Raw genomic sequence first — 23,206 nt, forward strand, 5'->3', positions numbered from 1 at the left:
CTTCGTACAGAAAGCCTCCGCCATGAAAACCATCCGCCGCTTCAAGCTCGCCGCTGCTGCCGTCGCCATCGGCCTTTCGTTTTCCGCCGTTGCCGCAACGCCTGCCGCCGCATCTGATGCCGCTTCCAGGCCCAGCGTCGTGATCGTCCACGGCGCCTTCGCCGACGGCTCCGACTGGGCCAAGGTGATTCCGCTGCTGCAGGCCAAGGGCCTGCACGTGGTCGCAGTCCAGAACCCGTTGAGCTCGCTCGAAGACGACGTTGCTGCCGCCAAGCGAGCGATCGACGCGCAGCCTGGCAAGGTGGTGCTGGTCGGCCATTCCTGGGGCGGCTCGGTCATCACCGAGGCTGGCGCCAATGACAAGGTCGCGTCGCTGGTCTACGTGGCCGCCTTCGCGCCCGATGCAGGGCAGAACACCGCCGAGCTCGGCAAGGACTACCCGCCCGCGCCCGGCTTCGCGCACATCGTGCCCGATGCCTCCGGCTATCTCTCGCTCACGAAGGAGGGCATGACGAAGCACTTCGCGCAGGACCTGCCGGCCTCCGCCACCGCAGTGATGACCGCGACGCAGGGTCCGATCCTCGGCAAGTCCTTCGAGCAGAAGCTGACCGTGGCCGCCTGGAAGACCAAGCCCTCGTGGTACCTGGCCACCAGCGCCGACCACATGATCCAGCCCGCGCTGCAGCTCGACATGGCGAAGAAGATCGGCGCGCACCTCACGCGCGTGAACGCCAGCCACGTGCCGCAGCAGTCGCAGCCGGCGAAGGTGGCCGAGGTGATCCTGGACGCTGTGCGTCAATCCAAGTAAGGTCCCGCCCTTGAGTCAACGAGCCGTCCGCATCGCGGGCGGCTCGTTTCTTTCTTTTCGCGTACACCGATTCCAGTGCACCCTTCTTCTCCCATCCGGGTCTTCGACGCCAGCCGCGCGCTTGCCTTCGTGGGCGACCTCAGCATGGGCCAGCCCATCGACCATTCGGTGCGCACCGGCTGGCTCGCATCGCAGCTTGCAGCGGCTACCGGGCGCGATGCGGCGACGCAGGGCCATGTGGTGTGCGTGGCGCTGTTGCGCTGGTCGGGCTGCACGGCCAACGCGCCCGAGTTCTCCGACCTGCTGGGCGACGACGTGGGCGGGCGCCGCACCATGCTCGCCACCGCCTCCGCGCGTGCCGCGGCGGACTTTGCGAGTTCCGTCAGCCCGCTCGCCGAGATCCATTGCGAGGTCTCGGGCGACATCGCGCGCACGCTGGGCATGCCCGCGGCCGTGGAGCTGCCGCTGCGCCACATCTTCGAAACCTTCGACGGCCAGGGCAAGCCGAACGGCCTTCGTGCCGCGGACATTCCCGCCGAGGTGTTCCTCGTTTCCATCGCGGGCGACCTGGAGATCTTCTCGCGCGTGCATGGCCTGGGCAACGCGCTGCGCTACATCGCCGAGCGCGCGGACGCTCGCTACCCGGCCTTCCTGGTCGACGCGGTGCGCGAGCACGCAGTGGACTGGCTCCACATGCTGGAGCAGGGCGCAGCCAACGAACAGCCGCCGCCGCTTTCCGCCGCGCTGCAGGACGCGACCGCGCCCCTCGAGCTGATCGCCGACGTCATCGACCTCAAGCTGCCGTGGATGACCGGCTACTCGCGCAAGGTCGCCGAAGCGGCCGTGCGCTGCGCCGCCGGCATGGGCCTCGACACGGACCAGCAGCAGCGCATCTACCGCGCGGGGCTGATCCACGGCATGGGCCGCGCCTCGGTGCCGAACGCGGTCTGGGACTCTCCCCAGGCGCGCAGCGAAGCGGACGCCGAACGGCTGCGCCTCGTACCCTACTGGACCGAGCGCGCGGCGCGCCGCATCGACACGCTGCGCGACGAGGCCGCAATCGCCTCCTTCGTCGATGAACGCCTGGACGGCTCGGGCTTCTTTCGCGGAGCCAGGGGCGCTGCCATCGACATGGAGGCCCGCGTTCTCGCGGTTGCAGCGCACTGGGTGACGCTGTGCACGAGCCGGCCCGGCAGGCAGGCGCTCGAGCAGGCCGAGGCCACAGCGGCGTTGCGGGCCGAAGCCGATGCCGGCCGACTGGACCCGCAGGCCGTCGCGGCGCTCACCGGACAGCCGCATCCTGCTTCAGGATCGCTACAGCCATCCGGCGAAGCCGCGGCGCTTCTTTCCGGCCGCGAGGTGGAGGTGCTCGGCCGCATCAGCCTCGGCGAGAGCAACAAGGAGGCCGCGCGCTCACTGGGCATCAGTCCGAGCACGGTGCGCGCGCACCTGGAAAACATCTTCCGAAAGCTGGGCTGCACGACACGCGCGGCCGCCACGCTGAAGGCGATGACGCTGGGCCTGCTCTGAAGAAGAGCAGGCCCAGTGCCGATCAGCCGAAGGTGAACGCGTAGGCCTGCGCGCCTGCGTCGAGAAACTCGATCTCGAAGAGCCGGTCCTTTCCGTTTGCCGTCTGGCGCACCAGCTGGTAGAGCCGCTGTCCGTCGATAACGCCGTTGCCCTGCGCGTCGGTGTCGGTGCCGTGGTCCGCGAGCGGTGGCGCGCCGTCGATCCGCACCCTGAAGCGCACCGGCTTTCCGTCGGCCGACGGGCCGAGCACCAGGTGCAGGTCGCGCGCATGGAAGCGGTAGGCGATGCGGCCGTTGGCCTGCGCCAGCACGGCACGCTCGCCTTCCACCTTCCATTCGCCGGCCAGCGTCCACTGGTTGGGCTGCAGCGCTGCAACACCTGAGTAGACGCGCACGCGGTCGTTCGAAATGCCGCCGGGCGAGGCGAAGTTGCGTGCCTGCTCGTAGCCCAGGTAGGTCTCGCCCGAGAGGGCCGGCTCCGCGGCAGCGGCCGCCTGCGTGCCCTTGCCCTCGGGCGAGACGAGCCCTGCCGATGCAACTGGCCGGCCAGCTTCCGCCAGCAGCTGCTGGATGGCCTGTTCCGACTTCGCGTACCCGCCTTCGCCGAACTGGTGATGCCGGATGCGGCCCTGCGCGTCGACGAGGTAGAAGGCCGGCCAGTACTGGTTGCCGAAAGCGCGCCAGATCGCGTAATCGCTGTCGATGGCCACCGGGAAGCCGATGCCCAGGTCCTTCGTCGCGCGGCGCACGTTGGCGGGCTGCTTCTCGAACGCGAACTCCGGCGTGTGCACGCCGACCACCACGAGCCCGGCGTCCTTGTACTTCTCGGCCCATGCGCGAACATAGGGCAGCGTGCGCAGGCAGTTGATGCAGGAGTAGGTCCAGAAATCGACCAGCACCACCTTGCCGCGAAGGCTCTCGGGCGTGAGCGGTGGCGAGTTGATCCACTCGGTGGCGCCCGCGAGCGAGGGGAGCTTGCCTTCGTCGGGCAACGCCGATGCCGGCTTCCTCGGCTCGGGCTGCGCCGATGTCAGCACCAGGCCACCCGGGTCGACGGATGCCTGCGGCCCGGACGGCTGCCGCGGCGACGCCGGCATGGGCATGTCGATCTTCTCCACCAGCGCCTTTTCGAGCGCCGAGGTCGTGCCGATCGAAAGCTGGCTCAGCAGCCCCGTGTCCAGCCCCGACGCGATGGCTGCCACGCCTGCGAGCACTGCCACGCCGGCTACGCGCCTCATCCATTCGCCCGCGTGCAGCGAGCCCTTCATCATCGAGAACAGCCGTCCGCCGAAGAGCAGCGCGGCCGCAAGCGAAGTGCACGCGCCCGCCGCGTAGGCCAGCAGCAGCAGCGAGGTGCCGACGCTCGCGCCGTTGAGCGCCGCGCCTGTCAGGATCAGCCCGAGGATCGGCCCCGCGCAGGGCGCCCACAGCAGCCCGGTGCCCACGCCCAGCAGCAGCGGCGAGAACACCGACGCCTTCGATTCCGACGCGGGCCCCGACAGCCGCAGCCCGAGCGCCACCAGCGGCCGGCTCAGCCGGTCGGCCACCGACGGAAACAGCAGCGTCACGCCGAACAGCGCCAGCAGCGCGATCGCCGCGTACCGCCCGTACTCGTTGAGCGCCACGACCCAGCCGCCGCCCACCGCCGCCAGCGTGGCGACGGCAGAGAACGCCAGCGCCATGCCCAGCAGCATCGGCAGCCCGTGCGAGCGGAAAGGCCTGTCGGCGCGAGCGAACACGAAGGGAAGCACGGGCAGGATGCACGGGCTCAGGATGGTGAGCAGGCCACCGAGATAGGCAACGATGAGGAGAAGCATGATCGGGTTCCTGTCGGTGAATGTTGGCGATGAATGGCTGAAAAGAGAAGGGTCGGGGCGAGCGGGGTCCTTCGCGGCCTCGCCATGCGAGCCGCGTCGTCTTCGGTCGGTGGGTGTTTGTGCGGCGGCTCAGTCCGGTGGCGCGGCCGCGCTGGTATCCATGGTCAGCCGGGCTTCCAGCCCGCCTTCGTCACGGTTGCGCAGCGTGAGCTCCGCGCCCATCGCCGTCGCCAGCTGCTGGGCGATGGCCAGGCCCAGCCCGGTGCCGCCGGTGTTGCGGTTGCGCGAGCCCTCCACGCGGTAGAAGGGCTTGAGCACGTTCTCCAGCTGGTCGGGCGGAATGCCCGGGCCGTTGTCGACGACGGCCAGCGTCAGCCGGTTGCCGGCGCCTGCGTGCACCTGCAGTCGAACGTCGGTGCCGAACTTCAGCGCGTTGTCGATCAGGTTCGTGAGGATGCGGCGCAGCGCGTTCGGCCGCGTCACGATGGGCTCGCCCGCGCGGCCCTCCAGCAGCACCTGCTCGCCCGAGTCCTCGTAGTCGGCCACCATGCTCTCGAACAGTGCATCGGCGTCGACGCGGCGCGGCGGCTCGGTGGCGCCGTGCAGGGTGCGCGCATAGGTCACGCCTTCGCGCACAAGGGCGTGCATGGCGTCGAGGTCCTGGCGGAACTTGTCGCGGTCGTGGCCGTCGTCCATCAGGTCGGTGCGCAGCCGCATGCGGGTGATGGGCGTCTGCAGGTCGTGCGAGATGGCCGCGAGGATCTCCACGCGCTCCGCCATGTAGCCGGCGATGCGCTTCTGCATCGCATTGAAGGCGCGTGCCGCATGCCTCACTTCGGTCGGGCCTTCCTCGGCCAGTTGCTGGCCCTTCAGGTCGGGGCCCAGCTCGTCGGCCGCATCGGCCAGCTGCGCCAGCGGCCGCGTGACCAGCCGTACCGCGTACCAGGCGCACACCGCCAGCACCAGCAGCTGGGTCCACAGCAGCCACATCACCCAGCTCGACACCGGCATGTCCACGCGCCGGGCGTGAACCACCAGCGAGGAGCCATCCGACAGCCGCACCTGGATCTGCAGTCCCTGCGGCGGATTGCTCACCTGGCCGACCTTGACGATCTCGAACGGACGCATCGCGTCGGTGATGGCCGTGGCGAACTGCTGCGACGACGGCGTATCGGGCGCCTTGCCCTCGGCGCTGCCGCCGAGCATGAAGCGGTAGTTGCGCCGCTCCAGCCGCGCCAGCCAGCCTTCGCGCTCGGCGGCAGGCAGCCGGTCGAGGATGGCGACCGAGCTGGCGATGTCGCGCTCGATGCCGATCATCATCAGCTCGCGCATCGCGATGCCGCGCTCGTAGCCGATGGCCATGAAGGTCAGCAGCTGCGCGATGGCCAGCCCGACGACGATGATCAGCGTCACCCGCGAGAACAGCGAGCGCGGCAGCAGCCGGCGCAGGCCGGTGGCGGCGGAGGGCGCGGAAGCGAGGTCGGCGGGAAGGCTTGCAGCGGATGTAGGCATGGGCTGGTTTATAGACCCGGTTCCCCTCCGTGGCGCGCCGCTTTGTATTCCAGTGTGTTGGGCAGCGTGGCCCGACATACAACATTACCCGCCGCGGCGCCTGCCTTGCCCGCCGCCCGCGCGAGCAACATAGTGTGGTTGCCCGGCCCGCCGGATACACGGGAATACAAAGCCGCCCGATCCGGCGCCCGCCCGGGCTACATTGCACCTACCCGTCGCGCTCACCTGTCGCGCCCGAGGGCGCATCACCGCACTGCCATGAACATTCCCAAGACCTCCGACCACATCCTCATCGTCGACGACGACCGGGAAATCCGCGAACTGCTCAGCACCTACCTGGTCAAGAACGGCCTGCGCGTGGTGACGGTGCCCACCGGGCGGCACATGCGCGCGGCGCTGGAGGAGTCGGGGCCCTTCGATCTCATCATCCTCGACCTGATGCTCCCCGGCGAAGACGGCCTCACGCTGTGTCGCGACCTGCGCACGGGCAAGTACAAGGCCACGCCCATCCTCATGCTCACCGCGCGCAGCGAGGAGGCCGACCGCATCCTCGGCCTGGAGATGGGCGCGGACGACTACCTGGCCAAGCCTTTCTCGGCGCGCGAGCTGCTGGCGCGCATCCGCTCGGTGCTGCGCCGCACGCGCATGCTGCCGCCGAACATGCGCTCCACCGAAGCGGCCTCGAAGCTGGCGTTCGGCGACTGGCAGGTCGACACCACCGCGCGCACCCTGATCGACGACAGTGGCGTGATGGTGGCGCTCAGCGGCGCGGAGTACCGGCTGCTGATGGTTTTCCTGGACCATCCCCAGAAGGTGCTGAGCCGCGACCAGCTGCTGAGCCTCACGCAGGGCCGCGAGGCGGAGCTGTTCGAGCGCTCCATCGACCTGCTGGTGAGCCGCCTGCGCCAGCGCCTGCGCGACGATGCGCGCGAGCCGCGCTATATCAAGACGGTGCGCAGCGAGGGCTACGTCTTCTCGTCGGCAGTGGAAGCGCTGGACTGAGACTGGAATGGAGGAAAGTCGCGAGCCTACACTCGCGACATGATCAAGGCACTGTTCCTCCCATCGGGCGCGCTTTCGCTTCTTCTGGTCGCAGCGTGCGCGCAGCCTGACCCTCCACGGCCCCTGCCGCCGCCGGTCGGCATGGCGAATCCGGCTTCGGTCTACTGCAACAGTCTTGGTGGCAAGACCCTCATGAGATCGAACGACAAGGGGCAGTACGGCATCTGCCAGCTTCCGGACGGCCGGCAGATCGAGGAGTGGGAGCTTTACCGCCGGGATCATCCGGCGAAGTAGCGAAGCAGGGCGGTTTCAATTCGACGGCTTCCGCGAGCGCTTGCGCAAGCCGTCTTCCTGCCGGGAGGAGATGCACTGGCAGCTCACCGGGTTGCGGATTTCGTGGGCGACGCCGCCTGCGAAGAAGAGCAGGGCGAGCCAGAGTTTCTTCATTTGCTTTGCTCCTGTTTGGTTTTGTTCGGGGGGCATGTTCGGGGTGCGTGCGAATGGCCCCGGGTACTCCCTCCGCGAATGTCCCCCGGCCTGCGGCCTCCCCCTTTATTTCGCTGCGGGAGCACCCGGTGCCATTCGCACATGGGCGCTGCGCCTATGCGGCCGGATCGACCGCCGCGTCCATCGATCGCGACGATGGGGTGCCTTGCGCAGCGAAATAAAGGGGGAGGCCGAAGGCCGGAGGACATTCGCGGAGCAAGGTACCCCGTCGGCGTGATCGCGCCCTGAACGACGGCTCCGCTTCAGATACCCGAAGGCGCAGGCTCGGCCAGCAGCGCCTGGATCTTCTTCTCGGTCGTGCCGTAGCTGCCCTCGCCGAAGTGCGAGTAGACGATCTTTCCCTGCTTGTCGATCAGGTACACGGCAGGCCAGTACTGGTTCCTGAAGGCCTTCCAGGTGCCGTAGCTGTTGTCCTGCGCCACGGCATGCCTGATCTGCAGGCGCTCGATGGCCTCCTTCACGTTCTTCGTCGACTTCTCGTACGCGAACTCCGGCGTGTGCACGCCGACGACCACCAGGCCCTTGTCCTTGTACTTCTGGTTCCAGTCCTTCACGTATGGAAGGTGGTTCAGGCAGTTGATGCAGGTGTAGGTCCAGAAGTCGACCAGCACCACCTTGCCGCGCAGCTCGCTCAGCTTGAGCGGCTGCGAGTTGAGCCAGGTGTCGATGTTCTGGAATTCGGGCGCCGCGACGGCTTCAGAAGCCGGTATGTCGCCGCCGAACGGCGAGGGCGCCGCGAAGGTCAGCGTGAGGGCGGCCGCCGAGGCGGCGACGGCAACGGCGAAATAGAGGGCGGAAGAGCGAAAGCGCATGGCGGTTCCTTCGGAAGAGTGACGGGCGTTCGTCTGTGAACGGAACCGATTCTTCGCCGGGGTGCCCGCCAGTGGCGCGGATTGCGTATTCCTCTGTATCCGCGGGACGCAGCCCGCACACTACGTTTCACACGCCGCCGGGCGCGAGGGTCAATCGACCCTGATGTTCCGCGAGCGAACCAGCGCGCTCACCCTGCCGGTCTCGTCATGCACGAACTTCGCGAAAGCTTCGGGCGTGGTGCCGGCCGGCTCCAGGCCGAGCTGCAGCAGCTTCTGCCGCACTGCAGGATCGTTCACCGCGGCCTGCACCGCTTTACCGAGCTTCTGCACGATGTCGGCGGGCGTGCCCTTGGGCAGGAACACGCCGTTCCACTCGACCACGTTGTAGCCCGGCAGGCCCGACTCGGCGAGCGTCGGCACTTCCGGCAACCCCGGCACGCGCTTGAGCGAACTCACGCCCAGCGCGCGCAGCTTGCCGCTCTTCACGTAGCCCAGCGTCGAGGCCACGTTGCCGAAATAGGCCGACACCTGCTCGCCCATCACGTCGGTCAGCGCGGGGGCGCCGCCCTTGTAGGGCACGTGCATCAGGTTGATCTTCGCCTGCTCGTTCAGCGCCTCGCCCGCCAAGTGCGAACCCGTGCCGCCGCCCGCCGACGCGAAGCTCAGCTTGCCCGGGTTCTTGCGCGCGTAGTCGATGAACTCCGGCACGGTCTTGTAAGGGGCGGTCGCCGGCACGACGAGGATCTGCGGCGCGGTGGCCACCAGCGAAACGGGAATGAAGTCCTTCGCCGCGTCGAAGGGCAGCTTGCGCAGCGAGGGGTTCACCGAGAACGCCGAGGCGTCGTAGAGCACGGTGTAGCCGTCGGCCGCCGCCTTGGCCACGTTGTCGGCACCGATCACACCGCCCGCGCCGGGCTTGTTGTCGATGACGATCTGCTGCCCCAGCGAGGCGCTCATCTGCTGCGCGACGATGCGCGCCGTGTTGTCGGCGCCGCCGCCGGCCGCGTAGGGCACGACCATGCGGATCGGCTTGTCGGGCCACGCGGCCCAGCCCAGCAGGGGAGCGGCGCAGGCGGCCAGCGTGGCGATGGATTTCAGGAGTCGCTTCTTCATCTCGATGTCTCGGGTCTTGGAGGTCAGGAAAAGCCGTAGAGCCGCGCCGGGTTGTCGACCAGCACGCGGCGGCGCGCGGCCTCGTCGGGCACCCATTCGCCCAGCAGGTCGAAGAGCTGGGCGTCATCGGGCTTGGCCGTGCGCTCGGTGGGATGGGGCCAGTCGCTGCCCCACACGATGCGTTCGGGCGCCTGTCGCGCCCAGGCACGGGCGACTTCGACGGTGTCGGCATAACCGCCTTCAGCGCCGACGGTGGAGTCGAGGTACGCGCCCGACAGCTTGATCCAGGTGCGGCCGTTGTCGAGCAGCCGGCTCACCACGCCGTACGCGGGGTGCGAGAGGCCACCGGGCTGCGGCAGGCGGGCGAGATGGTCGAACACCACCGTGCAGGGCAGGCGCTCGAGCAGCGCCGAGTGCGCGGCGATCTGGTCGGCGCTCCAGTGCAGCTGCACATGCCAGCCGAGCGCGTGAACGCGATGCGCCAGCGGCTCGACCATGGAGAAATCTGTCGTCGCGTTCGCTGCCGTGTACAGCGTGAAGCGGATGCCGCGGATGCCGCCCGCGTGCAGATGCTGCAACTCGGCATCACTCACCTCGGGCCGCACCACGGCCACGCCGCGCGTGCGCTCCGCGCCCAGTGCCTGGATGGCCGCCAGCGTCACGCTGTTGTCCGTACCGTGCACGCGCGGCTGCACGATCACCGTGCGCTGCGTGCCGGTGCGCTGCTGCAGCAGGCGATAGTCGTCGGCGGTGGCGTTTTCCAGCATCGCGTCGGGCGAGCCGTGCAGCGCGAAGCGGCGGTCGTACACGTGGATGTGCGCGTCGCATGCGCCTTCGGGTGCCGCGATGCGCGGCTTGCGCGTGCCGCTGCTGTGGGGCACGGCGGGTTCGTCGTGCATGGCTCAGTCGTCCTTGCCCCGAGTGGCCAGCACGGCCGATGTGTGCTGCCCAAGCGTCGGCGCCGCGAAAGGCTCCGGGCCCGGCGTGCGGCCGAAGCGCACAGGGCGGGTGAAGCCGCGGTAAGAACCCAGCGTGGGATGAGAAAAGTTCGCCACCATGTCTTCGGCCAGCACCTGCTCGTTGTCGAACATGTCTTCCACCGTGCGCGCGGCGGAGCAGGGCACTTCCTCGCCGAAGAGCTCTTCCCATTCGAGCGCGGTGCGCCCGGCCAGCGCGGCGCGCAGCTTCGGCACGATCTCGGCCGCGTGCTGCGCGCGCTTGCGCACCGAGTCGTAGCGCTCGTCGGCCGCCAGCTCCGGCAGCCCGACCTTCGCGCACAGCGCCTGCCAGAAGTGCGGCGTGTTGGCCGAGATGTAGATGTGCCCCTCGCGCGTGGGATGGATGCCCGTGATGCCGCCCGAGCGCATGTCGCGCCCCACGTCCTTGGGCTCGCCCTCGGCCCACACCATGCGCGCCGACTGCATCGTGAGCGCCGAGCGCAGCAGCGAGACGCCGACGAACTGGCCTTCGCCGCTCTTTTCCCGCTCGTACAGCGCCGAGGCGACGCCGGCGGCCACCAGCGCGGCCGCGTAGTAGTCGACCACCGAGCCGTAGATGATCTCGGGCGGCTCGCCGCGCTTGCCCTGCAGCGCGCACATGCCGGTCATGGTCTGCAGCACCTGGTCGTAGCCAGCCTTCTCGCGCAGCGGCCCGGTCTCGCCGTAGCCGGTGACGGCGCAGTAGATGAGCCGCGGGTTCACCGCCTTCAGCTGCTCGTAGGCGATGCCCAGCCGTGGCGGCACGCTGGGGCGGAAGTTGTGCACCAGCACGTCGGCTGTGCGCACCAGCTCCATCAGCGCGGCCAGGTCTTCCCGGTTCTTGAGGTCGAGCATCACGCCAAGCTTGCTGCGGTTCACGCCGATGAAGGCGCGGCTCTCGGCTTCCAGCGTCGAGGGGTACTTGCGCAGGTTGTCGCCGGCGGGCGGCTCGATCTTGATGACTTCCGCGCCCTGGTCGGCCAGCAGCGAGCAGCCGTACGGGCCCGCGATGTAGGCGCTCAGGTCGAGCACGCGCAGGCCGCTCAGCGGGCCGGTGGGGCCCCGGCGTTCGGGCAGGCGCGTGTCGTCAGGGGCGGTGATGCTCATGGGCTTTCTCTTTCCTCGTTCAGTCTGCGGTGATGTTCTGTTGCTTTGCCAGCTTCTTCCAGCGCTCCACGTCGTCGGCGATGACGGTGCCGAACTGCGCCGGCGTGAGCGGCGTGGCGATGGCGCCTTCGCGCAGGAAGTTGGCGGTGATCTCGGGCTTGGCCAGGATCTGGTTGACCGCGCCGTTCAGCTTGGCGACCACGTCGGCCGGCGTGCCCGCCGGGGCCAGCAGGCCCCACCAGAGCTCGAATTCGTAGCCGGGCACTGCGGTGGATATGGGCGTGAGGTCGGGCGCGATGGGGCTGGGCTTCAGGCTGGTGATGCCCACCGCGCGCAACTTGCCGGCGCGCACCATCGGCAGCAGCGAGGGGCCGCTGGAAATCAGCAGCTGCGTCTGGTTGCCCACGAGGTCGGTCACGGCGGGGCCCATGCCCTTGTACGGGATGTGCGCGATCTGCAGGTCGCCCACCTTGGCCTTGAGCAGCTCGGTGCCGAACTGGTTGACGCTGCCCGAGCCGGACGAGGCGTAGTTGTACTGGCCCGGCTTCGCCTTGATGGCGGCGATCAGCTCGGCCGGCGTCTTGGCCGGAAACTCGTTGTTCACCGCGACGATGAACGGCCCCTTGGCGAACATCGCCACGGGCGCGAGGCCCTTGACCGGATCGAAGGGCAGCTTCGTCTGCACCGCAGCGTTGGTCGTCATGCTCGACGACACGGCCACCAGCGTGTAGCCGTCCGGCGCGGAGCGTGCCACCTGCGCCGTGCCGGTGTTGCCGCTCGCGCCGGGCCGGTTGTCGATGATGACCGGCTGCTTGAGCTGGTCGCCCAGTTCCTTGGCCACCTGCCGCGCGAAGGTGTCGTTGGAGCCGCCGGCCGGGTAGGGCACGACGATGGTGATGGTCTTGTTGGGATAACCCCCTTGGGCGAACGCGGCGCCGGCGAATGCGGCAAACGCGACGACGGCGAGCGCTCGCGGACGAAGGAAGGATGGGAAATGCATTTTCTTGTCTCCGGTTTCTTTTATTGATGGAAGGCAGTTCAGCCAGGAATCAAGCCCAGGCTGCGTGCGCTCTCGACGATGGCGCGCGCGCGGATCACGAAGGGGATGTCGATCATCTTTCCGTCCACCACGTAGGCGCCGACACCATTGGCATCGGCATCGCGCGCCGCCTCGACCACCTTGCAGGCATGCGCGATCTCCTCGTCGGTGGGGCGGAACACCTCGTTGGCGATGGCGATCTGGCTCGGGTGGATGCAGGTCTTGCCGAGGAATCCGAGGTCGCGTGCCAGCATCGCCTCGGCACGGAAACCCTCGGCGTCGCGGATGTTCGCGAAGGCGCTGTCGTAGGCATACAGGCCCGCCTCGCCGGCCGCGACGCGCACCGCGAACATCGCCTGCCGGATCGCCGAAGGCTCGCGCCGGGCGATGCCCAGCGGCTCGAACAGGTCGCCCAGACCCAGTTGGAGGCCAGCCACGCGGGGATGCGCCAGCGCCAGTTCGGCGGCCGTGCGCAGCGCGTTGGGCGTCTCGATGTTCAGCAGCAGGCCGATGGGTGCCTGCACGCCGTTGGCCCGCTCCGCGCGCTCGATGGCTTCGGCGGCCGCGCGCACGTGCGCGGGGCTCTGCGGCTTGGGAAGGTTGATCAGGTGCACGCCGGTGCGCGCGACCGCCGCGACGTCGCGCTCGAAGTGCGGCGTGTCCATGGCATTGACGCGAACGATCAGGGTCTTGCGCGACGAGGTGGTCTCGCCGCTTTCGAGGAACCTGCGCACGGTTTCGCGCGCCTCGTCCTTGCGCGGTTCGGACACGGCGTCTTCCAGGTCGAGGCTGATGGCGTCCGCTTCGCCGGCGAGCGCCTTGGCGAACAGTTCGGGGCGGGTGCCGGGAACGAATAGCTTGCTTCTCATGGGAGGGCAGTGTTCCCGGTTCATGAGATGAGAAAAACAGCTGTTTGCTGCGATCACATCGCAGAAAATCTATCTTCATGGAAACGGCCTACCTGCAAAGCTTTCTTCTGGTGGTGGAGTCGGGCTCGATGTCCGAGGCCGCGCGCCGGCTCGACCTGACGCCCGGCGCGGTGGCGCAGCAGATCCGCGCGCTGGAGCGCGAGCTCAACGCGCCGCTGCTCGCGCGCGCCGGCCGCACGGTGCAGCCCACCGAGGCCGGGCACCGGCTGGTGCAGCGGGCTCGCACGCTGCTGCGCGAGGTGAGCGACATCAAGGCGCTGGTGGGCAGCGAGGCGGCCGGGGGCGAGCTGCTCGTCGGCACCATCAACACGGCCATCCACAGCCTGCTGCCGGACATCCTCGCGCGCTTCGTGAAGACGCATCCGGGCGTCAAGGTATTCCTTCAGTCGGGCACCACCGCCACGCTCTACAAGGCCATGCAGCAGGGCGAGCTAGACGCGGCCGTGTGCCTGTACCCGCCGTTCGCGCTCGCCAAGACCTTCGACTGGGCCCTGCTGCGCGAGGAGCCGCTGGTGCTGCTCGCGCCCAGCCGCCTCGCGCGGCGCGATCCGCACGAGCTGCTGCGCACATCGCCGCTCATCCGCTACGACCGCAACCTCGGCGGCGGCAAGCAGGCCGACCGCTACCTGCGCGCGGCGGGTATCGTGCCGCAGGAGCGCTTCGAACTCAGCTCGCTGCTGGCGATCGCGATGATGGTGGACCGCGGCCTCGGCGTGGCGGTCGTGCCCGACATCGCCTCGCCGCTGCTCGACGGGCAGCGCATCGTGAAGATCCCGCTGCCGCTGCCTTCGGAGACGCGGCGCTTCGGCATCCTGTGGATGCGGTCTTCGCCCCGGCTGAGGCTGATCCACGGCTTTGTCGAAAGCGCGGGGCTTGTCACTGCCGCGAAGGGCAATGGCAACGGCAGCGGCTCCCGCAAGCCGGCCGCGCGCTAGGCCGGCTCCATGCCGTGCCGGCGCTTGGCGTCTCCGGTGGCCGGCGAGGCGAGGTAGGCGAGCAGCCCGTCCACGGCATCCGGCCTGGAGGCATTCGCCACCGGTGCGGCACTGAAGACGGTCGTGATCTGTATCTCCGGCGGAAGAGGCCCCAGCAGCTCGATGCCTTCGACGCCGATCAGTTCGCTGAGCTGCTGGAAACCCAGCGAGGCTTCCCCGCGCGCCACCAGCGAGCCCACCGGAACGCCGGGAGCCGCCTGCACCAGCCGTTCCTTGATGGTGTCGGCGATGCCCCATCGCTCGAACAGCGCGATCAACGCAACGCCGCTGGGCCCGGTCGAGTACGCGATGCGGGCCGCGTCCAGCACGGCACGGCGCACCGCTTCCCCGGTGGAGATGTCGATCCGCGCCGCTCCGGCGGCAACCGCAACCGCAACGCCCGAGCGCACCACGTCGACCTTGCGCGACGCATCCACCTTGCCCGCGGCCGCCAGCTTGTCGATGGCGTCCGATGCCAGGACCACCACGTCGAAGGGCTCTCCCGCCGACACGCGCCTCGCGGCATCCACGCCGGCCACCGCTTCGAAAGCGACCGGCACGCCGCTCGCGCCCGTGTACGCAGCGGCGAGTTCCGCCAGCAGGCCCTTGGTGGCCATGGAACTGATGCCCCTGATCGAACCGGCCATGCTCACTTGCGCCCGATGAGCCGGTCCGCGTAGGCCTGCCAGTCGCTCGATGCGTCGAGCCCTTCGAACAGCCCGTCGCGCGCCTGCGCGGCAACCCAGTCCTGCTTGGCCGCGATGGCCGCCGTCATCAGCGGCTCGAAGCCTGCTTCGCGAACGGTCTGCGCGGCCTCGCACATTTCCTCGGCGCGGCGCTTGCCGTGCTGCACGACGCGGCTGAAGAAGTAGGCGCCTTGCCTTTCCCAGTCGATCTGCGGAAAGGTCTCCTTCAGCGTCGGCAGCACGTGCTCCTCGACGCCGTAGCGCCTTGCGGTGGCGTAGCTCTCGATGACCAGCGCCTCGAGTCCCTTGATCATGATGCTGCGGCTCATCTTGATCGCCGAGGCGATGCCGAGCCGGTCGCTCACCACGCGCACGTCCATGCCCCAGCCGGCCAGCGTGGTGGCGAGCGCGTCGGCCTGCGCGCCGCCCAGCAGCATCGGCACGCGAATGCCGTAGGGCGGCACCGAGGTCATGACGCCGGCCTCGACGTAGGCGACGCCCGCGGCCTCCAGCGCGGCGGCCGCGCTCTGCTTGGTGCCGGGCGATGCCGAGTTGAGGTCGAGAAAGCGGCTGCCGCTGCGCCCGTGCCGCGCGGCCTCCTCGGCCACGGCGAGCGTGCTGGATGCGGTGACGGCCGACACCAGCAGGTCGGCGTGGCTGCACAGTTCCTGCATGCCGCCTGCAACCTGCATCCCGTCGCCTTCGGCCGCGGCGCGCGCTGCAGCGCCGGTGGCGGGTTCGGCGAAGCGCTTGTCCCAGACCCGGACGGCGTCCACGCCGTCCTTCCCGCGCAGGCCGCGTCCGAAGATGCCGCCCACCTCGCCGTAGCCGATGAGGCCCAGTGTGATTCCCATGATCGTGCGTGTCCTTCCTTCAGAAGATGGCTTTCTCGCCGGGCTTCAGCGCCAGCACGCGCGTGCCGCTGCTGCCCAGTGCGCGGATGTACTCGTCCGGCGTGCCCTTGCCGAGCGGGTTGGCGCCATAGTGCATCGGTATCACCGCGGGCGGGCGCAGCCATTCGCGCGTGGCGTAGGCCGCGTCGGCCGGGCCCATCGTGAAGTGGCCGCCGATGGGCATCAGCACGAGGTCGGGCCTGTAGTAGTCGGCGATGAACTTCATGTCGGCGAACAGGCCCGTATCGCCCATGTGGTAGATGCGGAAGCCGTTCTCCAGCTCGATGATGTAGCCCACCGGCTCGCCGCCGGGGTGCACCTCGTCCTTGCCGGTGGCCGGGTTCTTCCACACGATGATCGACGAGTGCTCGGCGTGCACGGCCGTCACCTTGATGCCCGGCACCGGGGTGATGGTGCCGCTCTTGTTGAAGCGCGGCGCCAGGGCGGGCGGCAGGATGCCGAGCACGCTCACCGTCTGGTTCATGTCGCCGGGCGCATACATCGGCACCTGGTTGAGCTGCGCGAGCGCCGGCGCGTCGGCGAAGTGGTCGAGGTGGCCGTGCGTGACCAGCAGCACGTCGACCTTGCCCAAGGCCTCGAGGTTCTTGTACTCGGCGGGCGTCAGCGGGTTCTGCTTGAGCCACGGGTCGGTCACGATCACCTTGCCGCCCGGCGTGGTGATGCGGAACGCGGACTGGCCGAGCCAGAGCACTTCGGTCTTGCCGCCGCCCCTGGCTTGCGGGGATTGCGGCGATTGAGGTGCTTGTGCGCAGGCGGCGAGCAGCGTCGCGGTGACGAGGGCGAGAAGCAGGCGGGCGAGGAGCTTCATGTTCGTTGTGTTCCTGCGTGATGTCAGTCGACGGTGATGCGGGCGGTCTTGATCACGCGGTTCCAGCGCTTCATCTCGCTCGCGATCAGCTCGCCGAAGGCCTGCGGCGTGGTGGGCGTGGGCTCGGCACCTTCGGCCGCGAGCCGCGCGTGAACCTCCGCCGCATTGAGCGACTGGTTGATCTGCCTGTTCAGCATGGCGACGATGTCCGCTGGCGTTCCGGCCGGAGCGACCACGCCGTACCACTGGTCGGCTTCGAAGTCCTTGGTGCCGGGCACGCCGCTTTCAGCCACCGTCGGCACGTCGGGCAGCAGCGCGATGCGCTTCGGGCTCGACACCGCCAGCGCGCGCAGCTTGCCGGCCTTGATGTGCGGCAGCAGCGCGGGCGCGCCGGTGAAGAGCAGCTGCAGCTGGCCCGCCAGCAGGTCGGTGACGGCCGGCGCCGTGCCCCGGTACGGCACGTGCATGAAGGAGGCGCCCGTCTGCAGCTTGAGGTATTCGGTGGCGATGTGCGCCGCGCTGCCGTTGCCGCCCGATCCGAAGGCCAGCTGGCCCGGACGCGTCTTCGCCAGCGCGATGAGCTCCGCCAGCGAACGCGCCGGCACCGAGGCGTGCACCACCAGCACGTTCGGCACGCGCGCCACCCAGGCCACCGGCGCGAAGCTGCGCACCGGGTCATAGTCGAGCTTCGGGTACAGCGAAGGGTTGATCGCCAGCGTGCCGATGTGCCCCATCAGCAGCGTGTAGCCGTCGGCGGGCGACTTCGCCACCTTGTCCGCGCCGATGGAGCCGCCCGCGCCGGGCAGGTTGTCGACCACCACCGGCTGGTGCCATGCACGGCCCAGCTCGATGCCGATGGCTCGCCCGAGCACGTCGGTGGACCCGCCGGGCGTGAAGGGAATGACCATGCGTATCGGCTTGGCGGGATAGGCCTGCTGCGCCATGGCGGCGCGGCTTGCCGGAAGCAGGGCCGTGGCCGCGACGAGGGCCTGGCGACGGGTGATGCCTGTGGTCATGGCCTTCGTCCTCAATCGGGCTTGATGCCGGCTTCGCGGATCAGCTTGCCGTAGCGCGCCACGTCGGCCTTGAGCAGCCTGTCGAACTGCGCGGTCGGTCCCGGCAGCGGAACACCGCCCGCAGCCGCGAGCTGGTTGCGCACCTCGGGCGAGTCGATGGCCTTCTGCACCGCGTCGTGCAGCTTCTCGACCACCGGCTTGGGTAGCCCGGCCGGTCCGACGAAGCCGTACCAGACGCTGGCCTCGAAGCCCGGGTAGCCCGACTCCGCGACGGTCGGCACGCCCGGCAGCACGGCGGAGCGCTCGGCGCTCATCACCGCCAGCACGCGCAGCTTGCCGGACTTGGCCAGCGGCAGCGCCTCGAGCGCGTTGACAGCCACCACTTCGACGTGGCCGCCGAGCACGTCGGTGAGCGCCTGCGCGCCGCCCTTGTACGGAACGTGCCGCAACTGCAGTCCGGCGGTGTGCTGGAACAGCTCCATCGCGAGATGCGGCGTGGAGCCGTTGCCGGGCGTGGCGACCGTCACGCCGCCTGGCTTGGCCTTGGCCGCTGCGACCAGCTCCTGCAGCGTCCTGATCGGCGATTCCTCGCGCACCGTGAACACCACCGGCACGCGGCCGACCGAGGCGATGGGCGTCAACTCGCGTTCCAGGTCGTAGGGCGCGGGCTGGAACAGCGAGGGGTTCACCGCCAGCGCATTGGCGGCCAGCAGCAGCGTGTAGCCGTCGGGCGCGCTGGTGATGACCGACTTGATCGCGATGTTCGTGCCGGCACCCGGCTTGTTCTCGACCACCACCGGCTGGCCGAGGATGGCCGACATGCGCAGGCCCACCGAGCGCGCGATGGCATCGACCGCGCCACCGGCGCTGTAGCCCACGAGGATCTTCAGGGGCTTCGAGGGAAAGGCGTCGGCCGCATTGGCCGTGCCGATCTGGCCGAATGCGACCAGCGTGGCCATGCCCAGTGCAAGGCGCCGGGAAAGCAGGGTTCTCGTCATCTTCTTTGTCTCCGGAATCGAAATCGGGGGCGGGCTCAGCGCGGCTGCGGTGCGGCGGCGTTGTCCCAGGCTTGCGGTGCGGCATCCTTGCCGGCCACCGAATACAGCGCGCCGGGCGCGTTGCGGGTCTGCTGGAAGTCCTCCAGCGACTGGCCGCGCATCGCGGCGTAGATGTGCAGGTTCGACACGCCCACCACCGCGCCCAGCTTCTCCAGCATGAAGAAGATCACGCCGTACTGGATCAGCGCGCGCCAGTCGCGGTGGCGCACCATGTCGCGCTCCCTGTCCGTCAGGCCGGCGGCCTCGAAGGCTGCTTCCTCGTCGGCAAGGAATGCCTCGCGATGGGCGGGGCGCGTCATGCCGTGCAGGAACTTGTTGAGGCGGTAGGTGCGCACGCTGGTCTCCAGCGTGAACGGGTAGGTGCCCTGCAGCCTCTCGACGCCGGCCAGCTCCTGGGCCATGCGCTGGCGGTGGCGCTCCACCTCGCCGGCGACGGGCGGGCTCGCCAGGTTCTCGTAGATGGCGGTGGCAATGCCCGTCATCGAGGGCAGGTAGTAGCTCTGGTGCGTCTTGCGCACGTTCGACGACAGCGCGCCGCGCATCACCAGCCACATGATGACTTCGGCGCCTTCCATGCCGCCCAGCGTCGCCAGCTCGGCCTGCGTCATCTCGGTCAGACGCACCGGGTCGTTCTCGATGAGTTCGAGAAACTGTGCGTCCCATGCCGTGTTGTTGAAGCCCGCGCGCTCGCCGTGCACCTGGTGCGAGAGGCCGCCCGTGGCGACGATGGCCACCTTGATGTCGTCCGGATAGCTCTCGATCGCGCGCCGCAGCGCCTGCCCGAGCCGGTAGCAGCGCCGCGCCGAGGGCACCGGCGACTGCAGCACGCCGACCTGCAGCGGAATCACCGGAATCGGCCATGCCGGCTTGTGCGGGCACAGCAGCGACATCGGCGAGAACACGCCGTGGTCGAGCGCGCGGTCCTGGAAGAAGGACATGTCGAACTCGTCGGCCACCAGCGAGCGGCCGATGTGCCGCGCCAGCGCCGGATGGCCGGCCAGCGGCGGCAGGTCGCGCGCGCCGCCGCCTTCGTCGGCCACCTCGTGCCGCTCGCCCACGCCCAGCGAGAAGGCCGAGTAGTGGTCGAAGAAGAAGGAGCTGACGTGGTCGTTGTAGATGAAGAAGAGCGCGTCGGGCTTCTTCTCCGCCAGCCATTGCTGCACCGGCGCGAAGGCCTCGAAGATGGGAGCCCACACCGGGTCGCTCTGCTTGTTCTTGTCGAAGGCGAAGCCGATGGTGGGTGTGTGCGAGCAGGCGACGGCGCCGATGATCTGGGCCATATTGGGTTACTCCTGCGCCCTGTGTGGCGCGATGAAGGGAGAAAGTGCGAAGAAAGGAGCCGGCATGCGGGTTCAGCCCCGCGCCAGCTCGGGCCTGCCGGCGGAGTCGTCGTCGGCTTCGGCCGGGCGGGCCTTGAGCACGGCGGCTGCCGCCAGCAGCGCGGGCAGGGCCAGCAGCGACACGATGGCGCCGAAGCCCCAGCCCATGGTGAGCAGCACGCCGCCGAACATCGAGCCGACGATGCTGCCGAAGCGGCCCATGCCCAGCATCCAGCTCACGCCGGTGGCGCGCGCCATCGTCGGGTAGCAGCCGGGTGCGAAGGCGTTGAGTCCCGTCTGCGCGCCGCTCATGAAGAAGCCGGCCAGCGCCACCAGCAGCGCGAGCGATGCCGACAGCGCACCGGCCGAGCCGAGGCAAAGGATGCAGGCCGCGCCGGCCGCATAGGCCGCGGCGATGACGCGCGTCGGCGCCACGCGGTCCATCGTCCAGCCGACGAGGATGGCGCCGACCGTGCCGCCGATCTGGAACATCGCGGTCACGGTCGCGGCGGTCTCGATGGGCAGGCCCGCGTCCTTGATGAGCGTGGGCAGCCAGCCCGTCAGCAGGTAGATGACCAAGAGGCCCATGAAGTAGGTGACCCACAGCGCCAGCGTCATCAGCCCGTAGCCGCGCGAGAAGAGCACGCCGATGGGCTTCTTCGCCGCGACCGGCGGCTCCGTCGCGACGAAGGTGGCGCCGGCCGGGAACACGGTGCGGCAGATGCGGCCCAGCACCGCGGCGATGCGTTCGGCCGGCTGCCGGCGCACGACCATGAAGCGGGCCGACTCGGGCAGCAACGCGAGCAGCAGGGGCACGAGCACCAGCGGCAGCGCGCCGCCCATCACCAGCACCGAGCGCCAGCCGAAGTGCGGAATGAGCCATGCGGCCGCGAAGCCCACCACGCCCGAGCCCAGGTTGAAGCCGGTGAACATCACGGCGATCAGCAGAGAGCGGGAACGCTGCGGCACGTATTCCGACAGCAGCGTGGTGGTGTTGGGCATCGCCGCGCCGAGACCTAGACCGGTCAGGAAGCGCAGTGCCCCCATCTGCGTCAGGTCCTGCGCGAACGCGGTGGCGACCGTGAACACGCCGAACAGGAACACCGACGCCGTCAGCACCGTCTTGCGGCCCAGCCGGTCCGAGGCGGGGCCGGCCACGAGCGCGCCGAACACCAGCCCGATGGGCGCGGCGCTCATCACGAGGCCGAAGGCGGCGCGCGACACGCCCCATTCCTGCAGGATGGAGGGCGCGAGGAAGCCCATGATCGCGACGTCCATGCCGTCGGCCGCGACCACGAGGAAGCACAGCGCCAGCAGCAGCCACTGCATGGCGCTCATGGGGCGCTCGTCGATGAACGCCTTGACGTCGATACGGGCCGGGTTGTTCATTGCCGTTGTCTCTCGTTGTTCTGAACAGGCGGTCCCGGTCTAGTCCACGTAGCGCAGGCCGGCCTTGGCCAGCGGCTCGCGCATGCCGTACATGTCCAGCCCCAGCTCGCCGGCGGCGAAGCGGGCGCGCTTGCCGGTTTCGTTGGCTTCGCGCGCTTCGGCGGCATCGGCCACGCGCGCCGCGAGCTGCGCGGGCACGACCACCACGCCGTCGATGTCCGCCACCACCACGTCGCCCGGCTGCACCAGCGCGCCGGCGCAGACCACCGGCACGTTGACCGAGCCCAGCGTGGCCTTGATCGTCCCCTTGGAGTGGATGGCGCGGCTGAACACCGGGAAGTCCATCGCGATGAGGTCGCGCACGTCGCGCACGCCGCCATCGATCACGAGGCCCTTGCAGCCGCGCGCCTTGAACGACGTGGCGAGCAGGTCGCCGAAGAAGCCGTCGGTGCTGTCGGCGGTGCAGGCGGCAACGACCACGTCGCCGGGCTGGATCTGCTCCGCGGCCACATGCAGCATCCAGTTGTCGCCGGGCTGCAGCAGCACGGTCACGGCGGTGCCGCACATGCGTGCCTCGGGGTGGATGGGGCGGATGCGCGGTGCCATCAGGCCGAGGCGGCCCAGCGCCTCGTGCACGGTGGAGACGCCGAAGCGCGAGAGCTTCTCGACGGTGGCCGCGTCGGCGCGCACTACGTTGCGGTGCACTACGCCGAGTTCCTGGAGGAGGGGAGTGGCAGGCATGGTCTTTCAGAGTCCTCTTTGCTTGAGTGCGCGGTCCAGCCGCGGATACACGCGGCGCGCGTTGCCCTCGTAGATCTGATGGCGCGCCTTGTCGTCGAGCATCGGCGTGGCGTCGATGTAGCGGCGCGTGTCGTCGTAGTTGAAGCCGGTCTCGGGGTCTATGCCGCGCACCGCGCCGATCATTTCGCTGGCGAAGAGCACGTTGTCGACCGGGATCACGCGCGTGAGCAGGTCGATGCCCGGCTGGTGGTACACGCAGGTGTCGAAGAAGATGTTGTTGAGCAGGTGGTCCTTCAGCAGCGGCTTCTTCATCTCCTGCGCCAGGCCCCGGAAGCGGCCCCAGTGGTAGGGCACAGCGCCGCCGCCGTGCGGGATGACGAAGCGCAGCGTCGGGAAGTCCTTGAACAGGTCCGAGGTGAGGCACTGCATGAAGGCCGTGGTGTCGGCGTTCAGGTAGTGCGCGCCGGTGGTGTGGAAGCAGGCGTTGCAGCTCGTGCTCACGTGCACCATGGCGGGAATGCCCAGCTCCACCATCTTTTCGTAGATCGGATACCAGTGCCGGTCGGACAGCGGCGGGCTGGTCCAGTGGCCGCCCGACGGGTCGGGGTTGAGGTTGATGCCCACGAAGCCGTACTCGTTCACGCAGCGCTCCAGCTCGGGGATGCAGCTGGCCGGATCGACCCCGGGCGACTGCGGCAGCATGGCCGCGCCGATGAAGTGATCGGGAAAGAGCTGGCTCACGCGATGGCACAACTCGTTGCAGATGGCGGCCCAGGTGGAGGACACCTCGAAGTCGCCGATGTGGTGCGCCATGAAGCTGGCGCGCGGGCTGAAGATGGTGAGGTCGCTGCCGCGCTCCTTCATCAGCCGCAGCTGGTTGCTTTCGATGGATTCGCGCAACTCGTCGTCGCTGATCTTCAGCTCAGACACCTTTGGCCTGGCCGACGGGTCCTGGATGGCGGCGACCTGCCGGTTGCGCCAGGCCTCCAGGGCCTTGGGCGCGGTGGTGTAGTGGCCGTGGCAGTCGATGATCATGCGCGGCGCTCCGGGTGGTGTGCAGGGGATGCTTCAAGCATGGAAGAAGTCTGCGCCGCGGCCGCCTTGCGTGGCGTGAGTTAGCGTTGCGCTGCCATCAGTCTTTTTTATCGC

General features: G+C 69.1%; 23 protein-coding genes. 5 read left to right on the forward strand and 18 right to left on the reverse strand.

Translation table 11 applies throughout. The features are described 5' to 3' along the window. Positions 1 to 22: 22 nt before the first annotated feature. Both SFB74_RS12540 and SFB74_RS12545 read left to right on the forward strand, forming a co-directional pair. Positions 23 to 808 (forward strand): alpha/beta fold hydrolase, encoded by a 786-nt coding sequence (locus tag SFB74_RS12540; RefSeq protein ID WP_432731119.1) that lies wholly within the window; start codon positions 23 to 25, stop codon positions 806 to 808. A 75-nt stretch (positions 809 to 883) separates the two neighbouring features. Continuing rightward, positions 884 to 2,338, forward strand: coding sequence for an HD domain-containing phosphohydrolase (locus SFB74_RS12545; RefSeq protein ID WP_432731120.1), 1,455 nt, complete (start codon positions 884 to 886; stop codon positions 2,336 to 2,338). A gap of 22 nt (positions 2,339 to 2,360) precedes the next feature. On the opposite strand, the gene SFB74_RS12550 is transcribed toward SFB74_RS12545, so the two are convergent. Both SFB74_RS12550 and SFB74_RS12555 read right to left on the reverse strand, forming a co-directional pair. After that, on the reverse strand, positions 2,361 to 4,154 hold the full coding sequence (locus tag SFB74_RS12550) for a cytochrome c biogenesis protein DipZ (protein WP_432731121.1): 1,794 nt from the start codon (positions 4,152 to 4,154) through the stop codon (positions 2,361 to 2,363). A 129-nt stretch (positions 4,155 to 4,283) separates the two neighbouring features. Beyond that, the gene (locus SFB74_RS12555; protein ID WP_432731123.1) at positions 4,284 to 5,666 is read right to left on the reverse strand and encodes an ATP-binding protein; all 1,383 of its coding nucleotides are present in this window, start codon (positions 5,664 to 5,666) and stop codon (positions 4,284 to 4,286) included. Between the two features lie 258 nt (positions 5,667 to 5,924). Between SFB74_RS12555 and SFB74_RS12560 the strand changes: the two genes are divergently transcribed. After that, positions 5,925 to 6,668, forward strand: a complete 744-nt coding sequence (locus tag SFB74_RS12560) for a response regulator (RefSeq protein ID WP_432731124.1) — start codon at positions 5,925 to 5,927, stop codon at positions 6,666 to 6,668. 39 nt (positions 6,669 to 6,707) lie between these two features. After that, positions 6,708 to 6,962, forward strand: a complete 255-nt coding sequence (locus SFB74_RS12565; protein ID WP_432731125.1) for a putative hemolysin — start codon at positions 6,708 to 6,710, stop codon at positions 6,960 to 6,962. 15 nt (positions 6,963 to 6,977) lie between these two features. Here the strand turns inward: SFB74_RS12565 and SFB74_RS12570 are convergent, their stop codons facing one another. The 7 genes from SFB74_RS12570 to SFB74_RS12600 all read right to left on the reverse strand — a co-directional run bounded on the left by SFB74_RS12570 (position 6,978) and on the right by SFB74_RS12600 (position 13,092). After that, complete coding sequence (locus SFB74_RS12570; RefSeq protein ID WP_432731126.1) at positions 6,978 to 7,115, reverse strand: hypothetical protein; 138 nt, start codon at positions 7,113 to 7,115, stop codon at positions 6,978 to 6,980. Positions 7,116 to 7,417: 302 nt separating this feature from the next. After that, positions 7,418 to 7,987 (reverse strand): thioredoxin family protein, encoded by a 570-nt coding sequence (locus SFB74_RS12575; protein WP_432731127.1) that lies wholly within the window; start codon positions 7,985 to 7,987, stop codon positions 7,418 to 7,420. 150 nt (positions 7,988 to 8,137) lie between these two features. After that, entirely contained in the window at positions 8,138 to 9,100 is a 963-nt protein-coding gene (locus SFB74_RS12580; protein ID WP_432731129.1) for a Bug family tripartite tricarboxylate transporter substrate binding protein, read from the reverse strand. A 23-nt stretch (positions 9,101 to 9,123) separates the two neighbouring features. Next, entirely contained in the window at positions 9,124 to 9,999 is an 876-nt protein-coding gene (locus SFB74_RS12585; RefSeq protein ID WP_432731130.1) for an amidohydrolase family protein, read from the reverse strand. A gap of 3 nt (positions 10,000 to 10,002) precedes the next feature. Continuing rightward, positions 10,003 to 11,184 (reverse strand): CoA transferase, encoded by a 1,182-nt coding sequence (locus SFB74_RS12590; protein ID WP_432731131.1) that lies wholly within the window; start codon positions 11,182 to 11,184, stop codon positions 10,003 to 10,005. A gap of 19 nt (positions 11,185 to 11,203) precedes the next feature. Then, a complete protein-coding gene (locus SFB74_RS12595; protein ID WP_432731132.1) occupies positions 11,204 to 12,184 on the reverse strand; it encodes a tripartite tricarboxylate transporter substrate binding protein in 981 nt (326 codons plus the stop codon). Between the two features lie 38 nt (positions 12,185 to 12,222). Beyond that, the gene (locus SFB74_RS12600) at positions 12,223 to 13,092 is read right to left on the reverse strand and encodes an HpcH/HpaI aldolase/citrate lyase family protein (RefSeq protein ID WP_432731133.1); all 870 of its coding nucleotides are present in this window, start codon (positions 13,090 to 13,092) and stop codon (positions 12,223 to 12,225) included. Between the two features lie 77 nt (positions 13,093 to 13,169). Between SFB74_RS12600 and SFB74_RS12605 the strand changes: the two genes are divergently transcribed. After that, positions 13,170 to 14,087 (forward strand): LysR substrate-binding domain-containing protein, encoded by a 918-nt coding sequence (locus SFB74_RS12605; RefSeq protein ID WP_093202059.1) that lies wholly within the window; start codon positions 13,170 to 13,172, stop codon positions 14,085 to 14,087. Here the strand turns inward: SFB74_RS12605 and SFB74_RS12610 are convergent. From SFB74_RS12610 to SFB74_RS12650, 9 genes are all read right to left on the reverse strand, one after another. Further along, positions 14,084 to 14,773, reverse strand: a complete 690-nt coding sequence (locus SFB74_RS12610) for a substrate-binding domain-containing protein (protein ID WP_432731134.1) — start codon at positions 14,771 to 14,773, stop codon at positions 14,084 to 14,086. The two genes, SFB74_RS12605 and SFB74_RS12610, sit on opposite strands and share 4 nt — an antisense overlap. A gap of 2 nt (positions 14,774 to 14,775) precedes the next feature. Next, complete coding sequence (locus SFB74_RS12615; RefSeq protein ID WP_432731135.1) at positions 14,776 to 15,666, reverse strand: DUF1932 domain-containing protein; 891 nt, start codon at positions 15,664 to 15,666, stop codon at positions 14,776 to 14,778. 19 nt (positions 15,667 to 15,685) lie between these two features. Next, on the reverse strand, positions 15,686 to 16,534 hold the full coding sequence (locus tag SFB74_RS12620; RefSeq protein WP_432731136.1) for a metal-dependent hydrolase: 849 nt from the start codon (positions 16,532 to 16,534) through the stop codon (positions 15,686 to 15,688). 23 nt (positions 16,535 to 16,557) lie between these two features. Then, positions 16,558 to 17,550, reverse strand: coding sequence for a Bug family tripartite tricarboxylate transporter substrate binding protein (locus SFB74_RS12625; protein WP_432731137.1), 993 nt, complete (start codon positions 17,548 to 17,550; stop codon positions 16,558 to 16,560). Positions 17,551 to 17,561: 11 nt separating this feature from the next. Next, entirely contained in the window at positions 17,562 to 18,548 is a 987-nt protein-coding gene (locus SFB74_RS12630) for a Bug family tripartite tricarboxylate transporter substrate binding protein (protein ID WP_432731138.1), read from the reverse strand. A 35-nt stretch (positions 18,549 to 18,583) separates the two neighbouring features. Beyond that, positions 18,584 to 19,888, reverse strand: a complete 1,305-nt coding sequence (locus SFB74_RS12635) for a gallate dioxygenase (protein WP_432731139.1) — start codon at positions 19,886 to 19,888, stop codon at positions 18,584 to 18,586. 72 nt (positions 19,889 to 19,960) lie between these two features. Continuing rightward, on the reverse strand, positions 19,961 to 21,316 hold the full coding sequence (locus SFB74_RS12640) for an MFS transporter (protein ID WP_432731140.1): 1,356 nt from the start codon (positions 21,314 to 21,316) through the stop codon (positions 19,961 to 19,963). A 39-nt stretch (positions 21,317 to 21,355) separates the two neighbouring features. Continuing rightward, positions 21,356 to 22,057, reverse strand: a complete 702-nt coding sequence (ligK, locus tag SFB74_RS12645; protein WP_432731141.1) for a 4-carboxy-4-hydroxy-2-oxoadipate aldolase/oxaloacetate decarboxylase — start codon at positions 22,055 to 22,057, stop codon at positions 21,356 to 21,358. 6 nt (positions 22,058 to 22,063) lie between these two features. Continuing rightward, the gene (locus SFB74_RS12650; RefSeq protein ID WP_432731142.1) at positions 22,064 to 23,092 is read right to left on the reverse strand and encodes an amidohydrolase family protein; all 1,029 of its coding nucleotides are present in this window, start codon (positions 23,090 to 23,092) and stop codon (positions 22,064 to 22,066) included. Positions 23,093 to 23,206: the final 114 nt, after the last annotated feature.

This window comes from Variovorax xiamenensis (genome assembly GCF_050916385.1).
Classification (GTDB): Bacteria; Pseudomonadota; Gammaproteobacteria; order Burkholderiales; family Burkholderiaceae_C; genus Variovorax.

Bases quoted from the DNA above. Each gene is read 5' to 3' on its own strand.
- SFB74_RS12540 (WP_432731119.1), top strand. From the start codon at position 23: ATGAAAACCATCCGCCGCTTCAAGCTCGCCGCTGCTGCCGTCGCCATC.
- SFB74_RS12620 (WP_432731136.1), bottom strand. From the start codon at position 16,534: ATGAAGCTCCTCGCCCGCCTGCTTCTCGCCCTCGTCACCGCGACGCTG.
- SFB74_RS12585 (WP_432731130.1), bottom strand. From the start codon at position 9,999: ATGCACGACGAACCCGCCGTGCCCCACAGCAGCGGCACGCGCAAGCCG.
- ligK (WP_432731141.1), bottom strand. From the start codon at position 22,057: ATGCCTGCCACTCCCCTCCTCCAGGAACTCGGCGTAGTGCACCGCAAC.
- SFB74_RS12615 (WP_432731135.1), bottom strand. From the start codon at position 15,666: ATGGGAATCACACTGGGCCTCATCGGCTACGGCGAGGTGGGCGGCATC.
- SFB74_RS12600 (WP_432731133.1), bottom strand. From the start codon at position 13,092: ATGAGAAGCAAGCTATTCGTTCCCGGCACCCGCCCCGAACTGTTCGCC.
- SFB74_RS12555 (WP_432731123.1), bottom strand. From the start codon at position 5,666: ATGCCTACATCCGCTGCAAGCCTTCCCGCCGACCTCGCTTCCGCGCCC.
- SFB74_RS12635 (WP_432731139.1), bottom strand. From the start codon at position 19,888: ATGGCCCAGATCATCGGCGCCGTCGCCTGCTCGCACACACCCACCATC.
- SFB74_RS12580 (WP_432731129.1), bottom strand. From the start codon at position 9,100: ATGAAGAAGCGACTCCTGAAATCCATCGCCACGCTGGCCGCCTGCGCC.
- SFB74_RS12650 (WP_432731142.1), bottom strand. From the start codon at position 23,092: ATGATCATCGACTGCCACGGCCACTACACCACCGCGCCCAAGGCCCTG.
- SFB74_RS12605 (WP_093202059.1), top strand. From the start codon at position 13,170: ATGGAAACGGCCTACCTGCAAAGCTTTCTTCTGGTGGTGGAGTCGGGC.
- SFB74_RS12630 (WP_432731138.1), bottom strand. From the start codon at position 18,548: ATGACGAGAACCCTGCTTTCCCGGCGCCTTGCACTGGGCATGGCCACG.
- SFB74_RS12550 (WP_432731121.1), bottom strand. From the start codon at position 4,154: ATGCTTCTCCTCATCGTTGCCTATCTCGGTGGCCTGCTCACCATCCTG.
- SFB74_RS12610 (WP_432731134.1), bottom strand. From the start codon at position 14,773: ATGGCCGGTTCGATCAGGGGCATCAGTTCCATGGCCACCAAGGGCCTG.
- SFB74_RS12640 (WP_432731140.1), bottom strand. From the start codon at position 21,316: ATGAACAACCCGGCCCGTATCGACGTCAAGGCGTTCATCGACGAGCGC.
- SFB74_RS12575 (WP_432731127.1), bottom strand. From the start codon at position 7,987: ATGCGCTTTCGCTCTTCCGCCCTCTATTTCGCCGTTGCCGTCGCCGCC.
- SFB74_RS12560 (WP_432731124.1), top strand. From the start codon at position 5,925: ATGAACATTCCCAAGACCTCCGACCACATCCTCATCGTCGACGACGAC.
- SFB74_RS12590 (WP_432731131.1), bottom strand. From the start codon at position 11,184: ATGAGCATCACCGCCCCTGACGACACGCGCCTGCCCGAACGCCGGGGC.
- SFB74_RS12625 (WP_432731137.1), bottom strand. From the start codon at position 17,550: ATGACCACAGGCATCACCCGTCGCCAGGCCCTCGTCGCGGCCACGGCC.
- SFB74_RS12565 (WP_432731125.1), top strand. From the start codon at position 6,708: ATGATCAAGGCACTGTTCCTCCCATCGGGCGCGCTTTCGCTTCTTCTG.
- SFB74_RS12570 (WP_432731126.1), bottom strand. From the start codon at position 7,115: ATGAAGAAACTCTGGCTCGCCCTGCTCTTCTTCGCAGGCGGCGTCGCC.
- SFB74_RS12595 (WP_432731132.1), bottom strand. From the start codon at position 12,184: ATGCATTTCCCATCCTTCCTTCGTCCGCGAGCGCTCGCCGTCGTCGCG.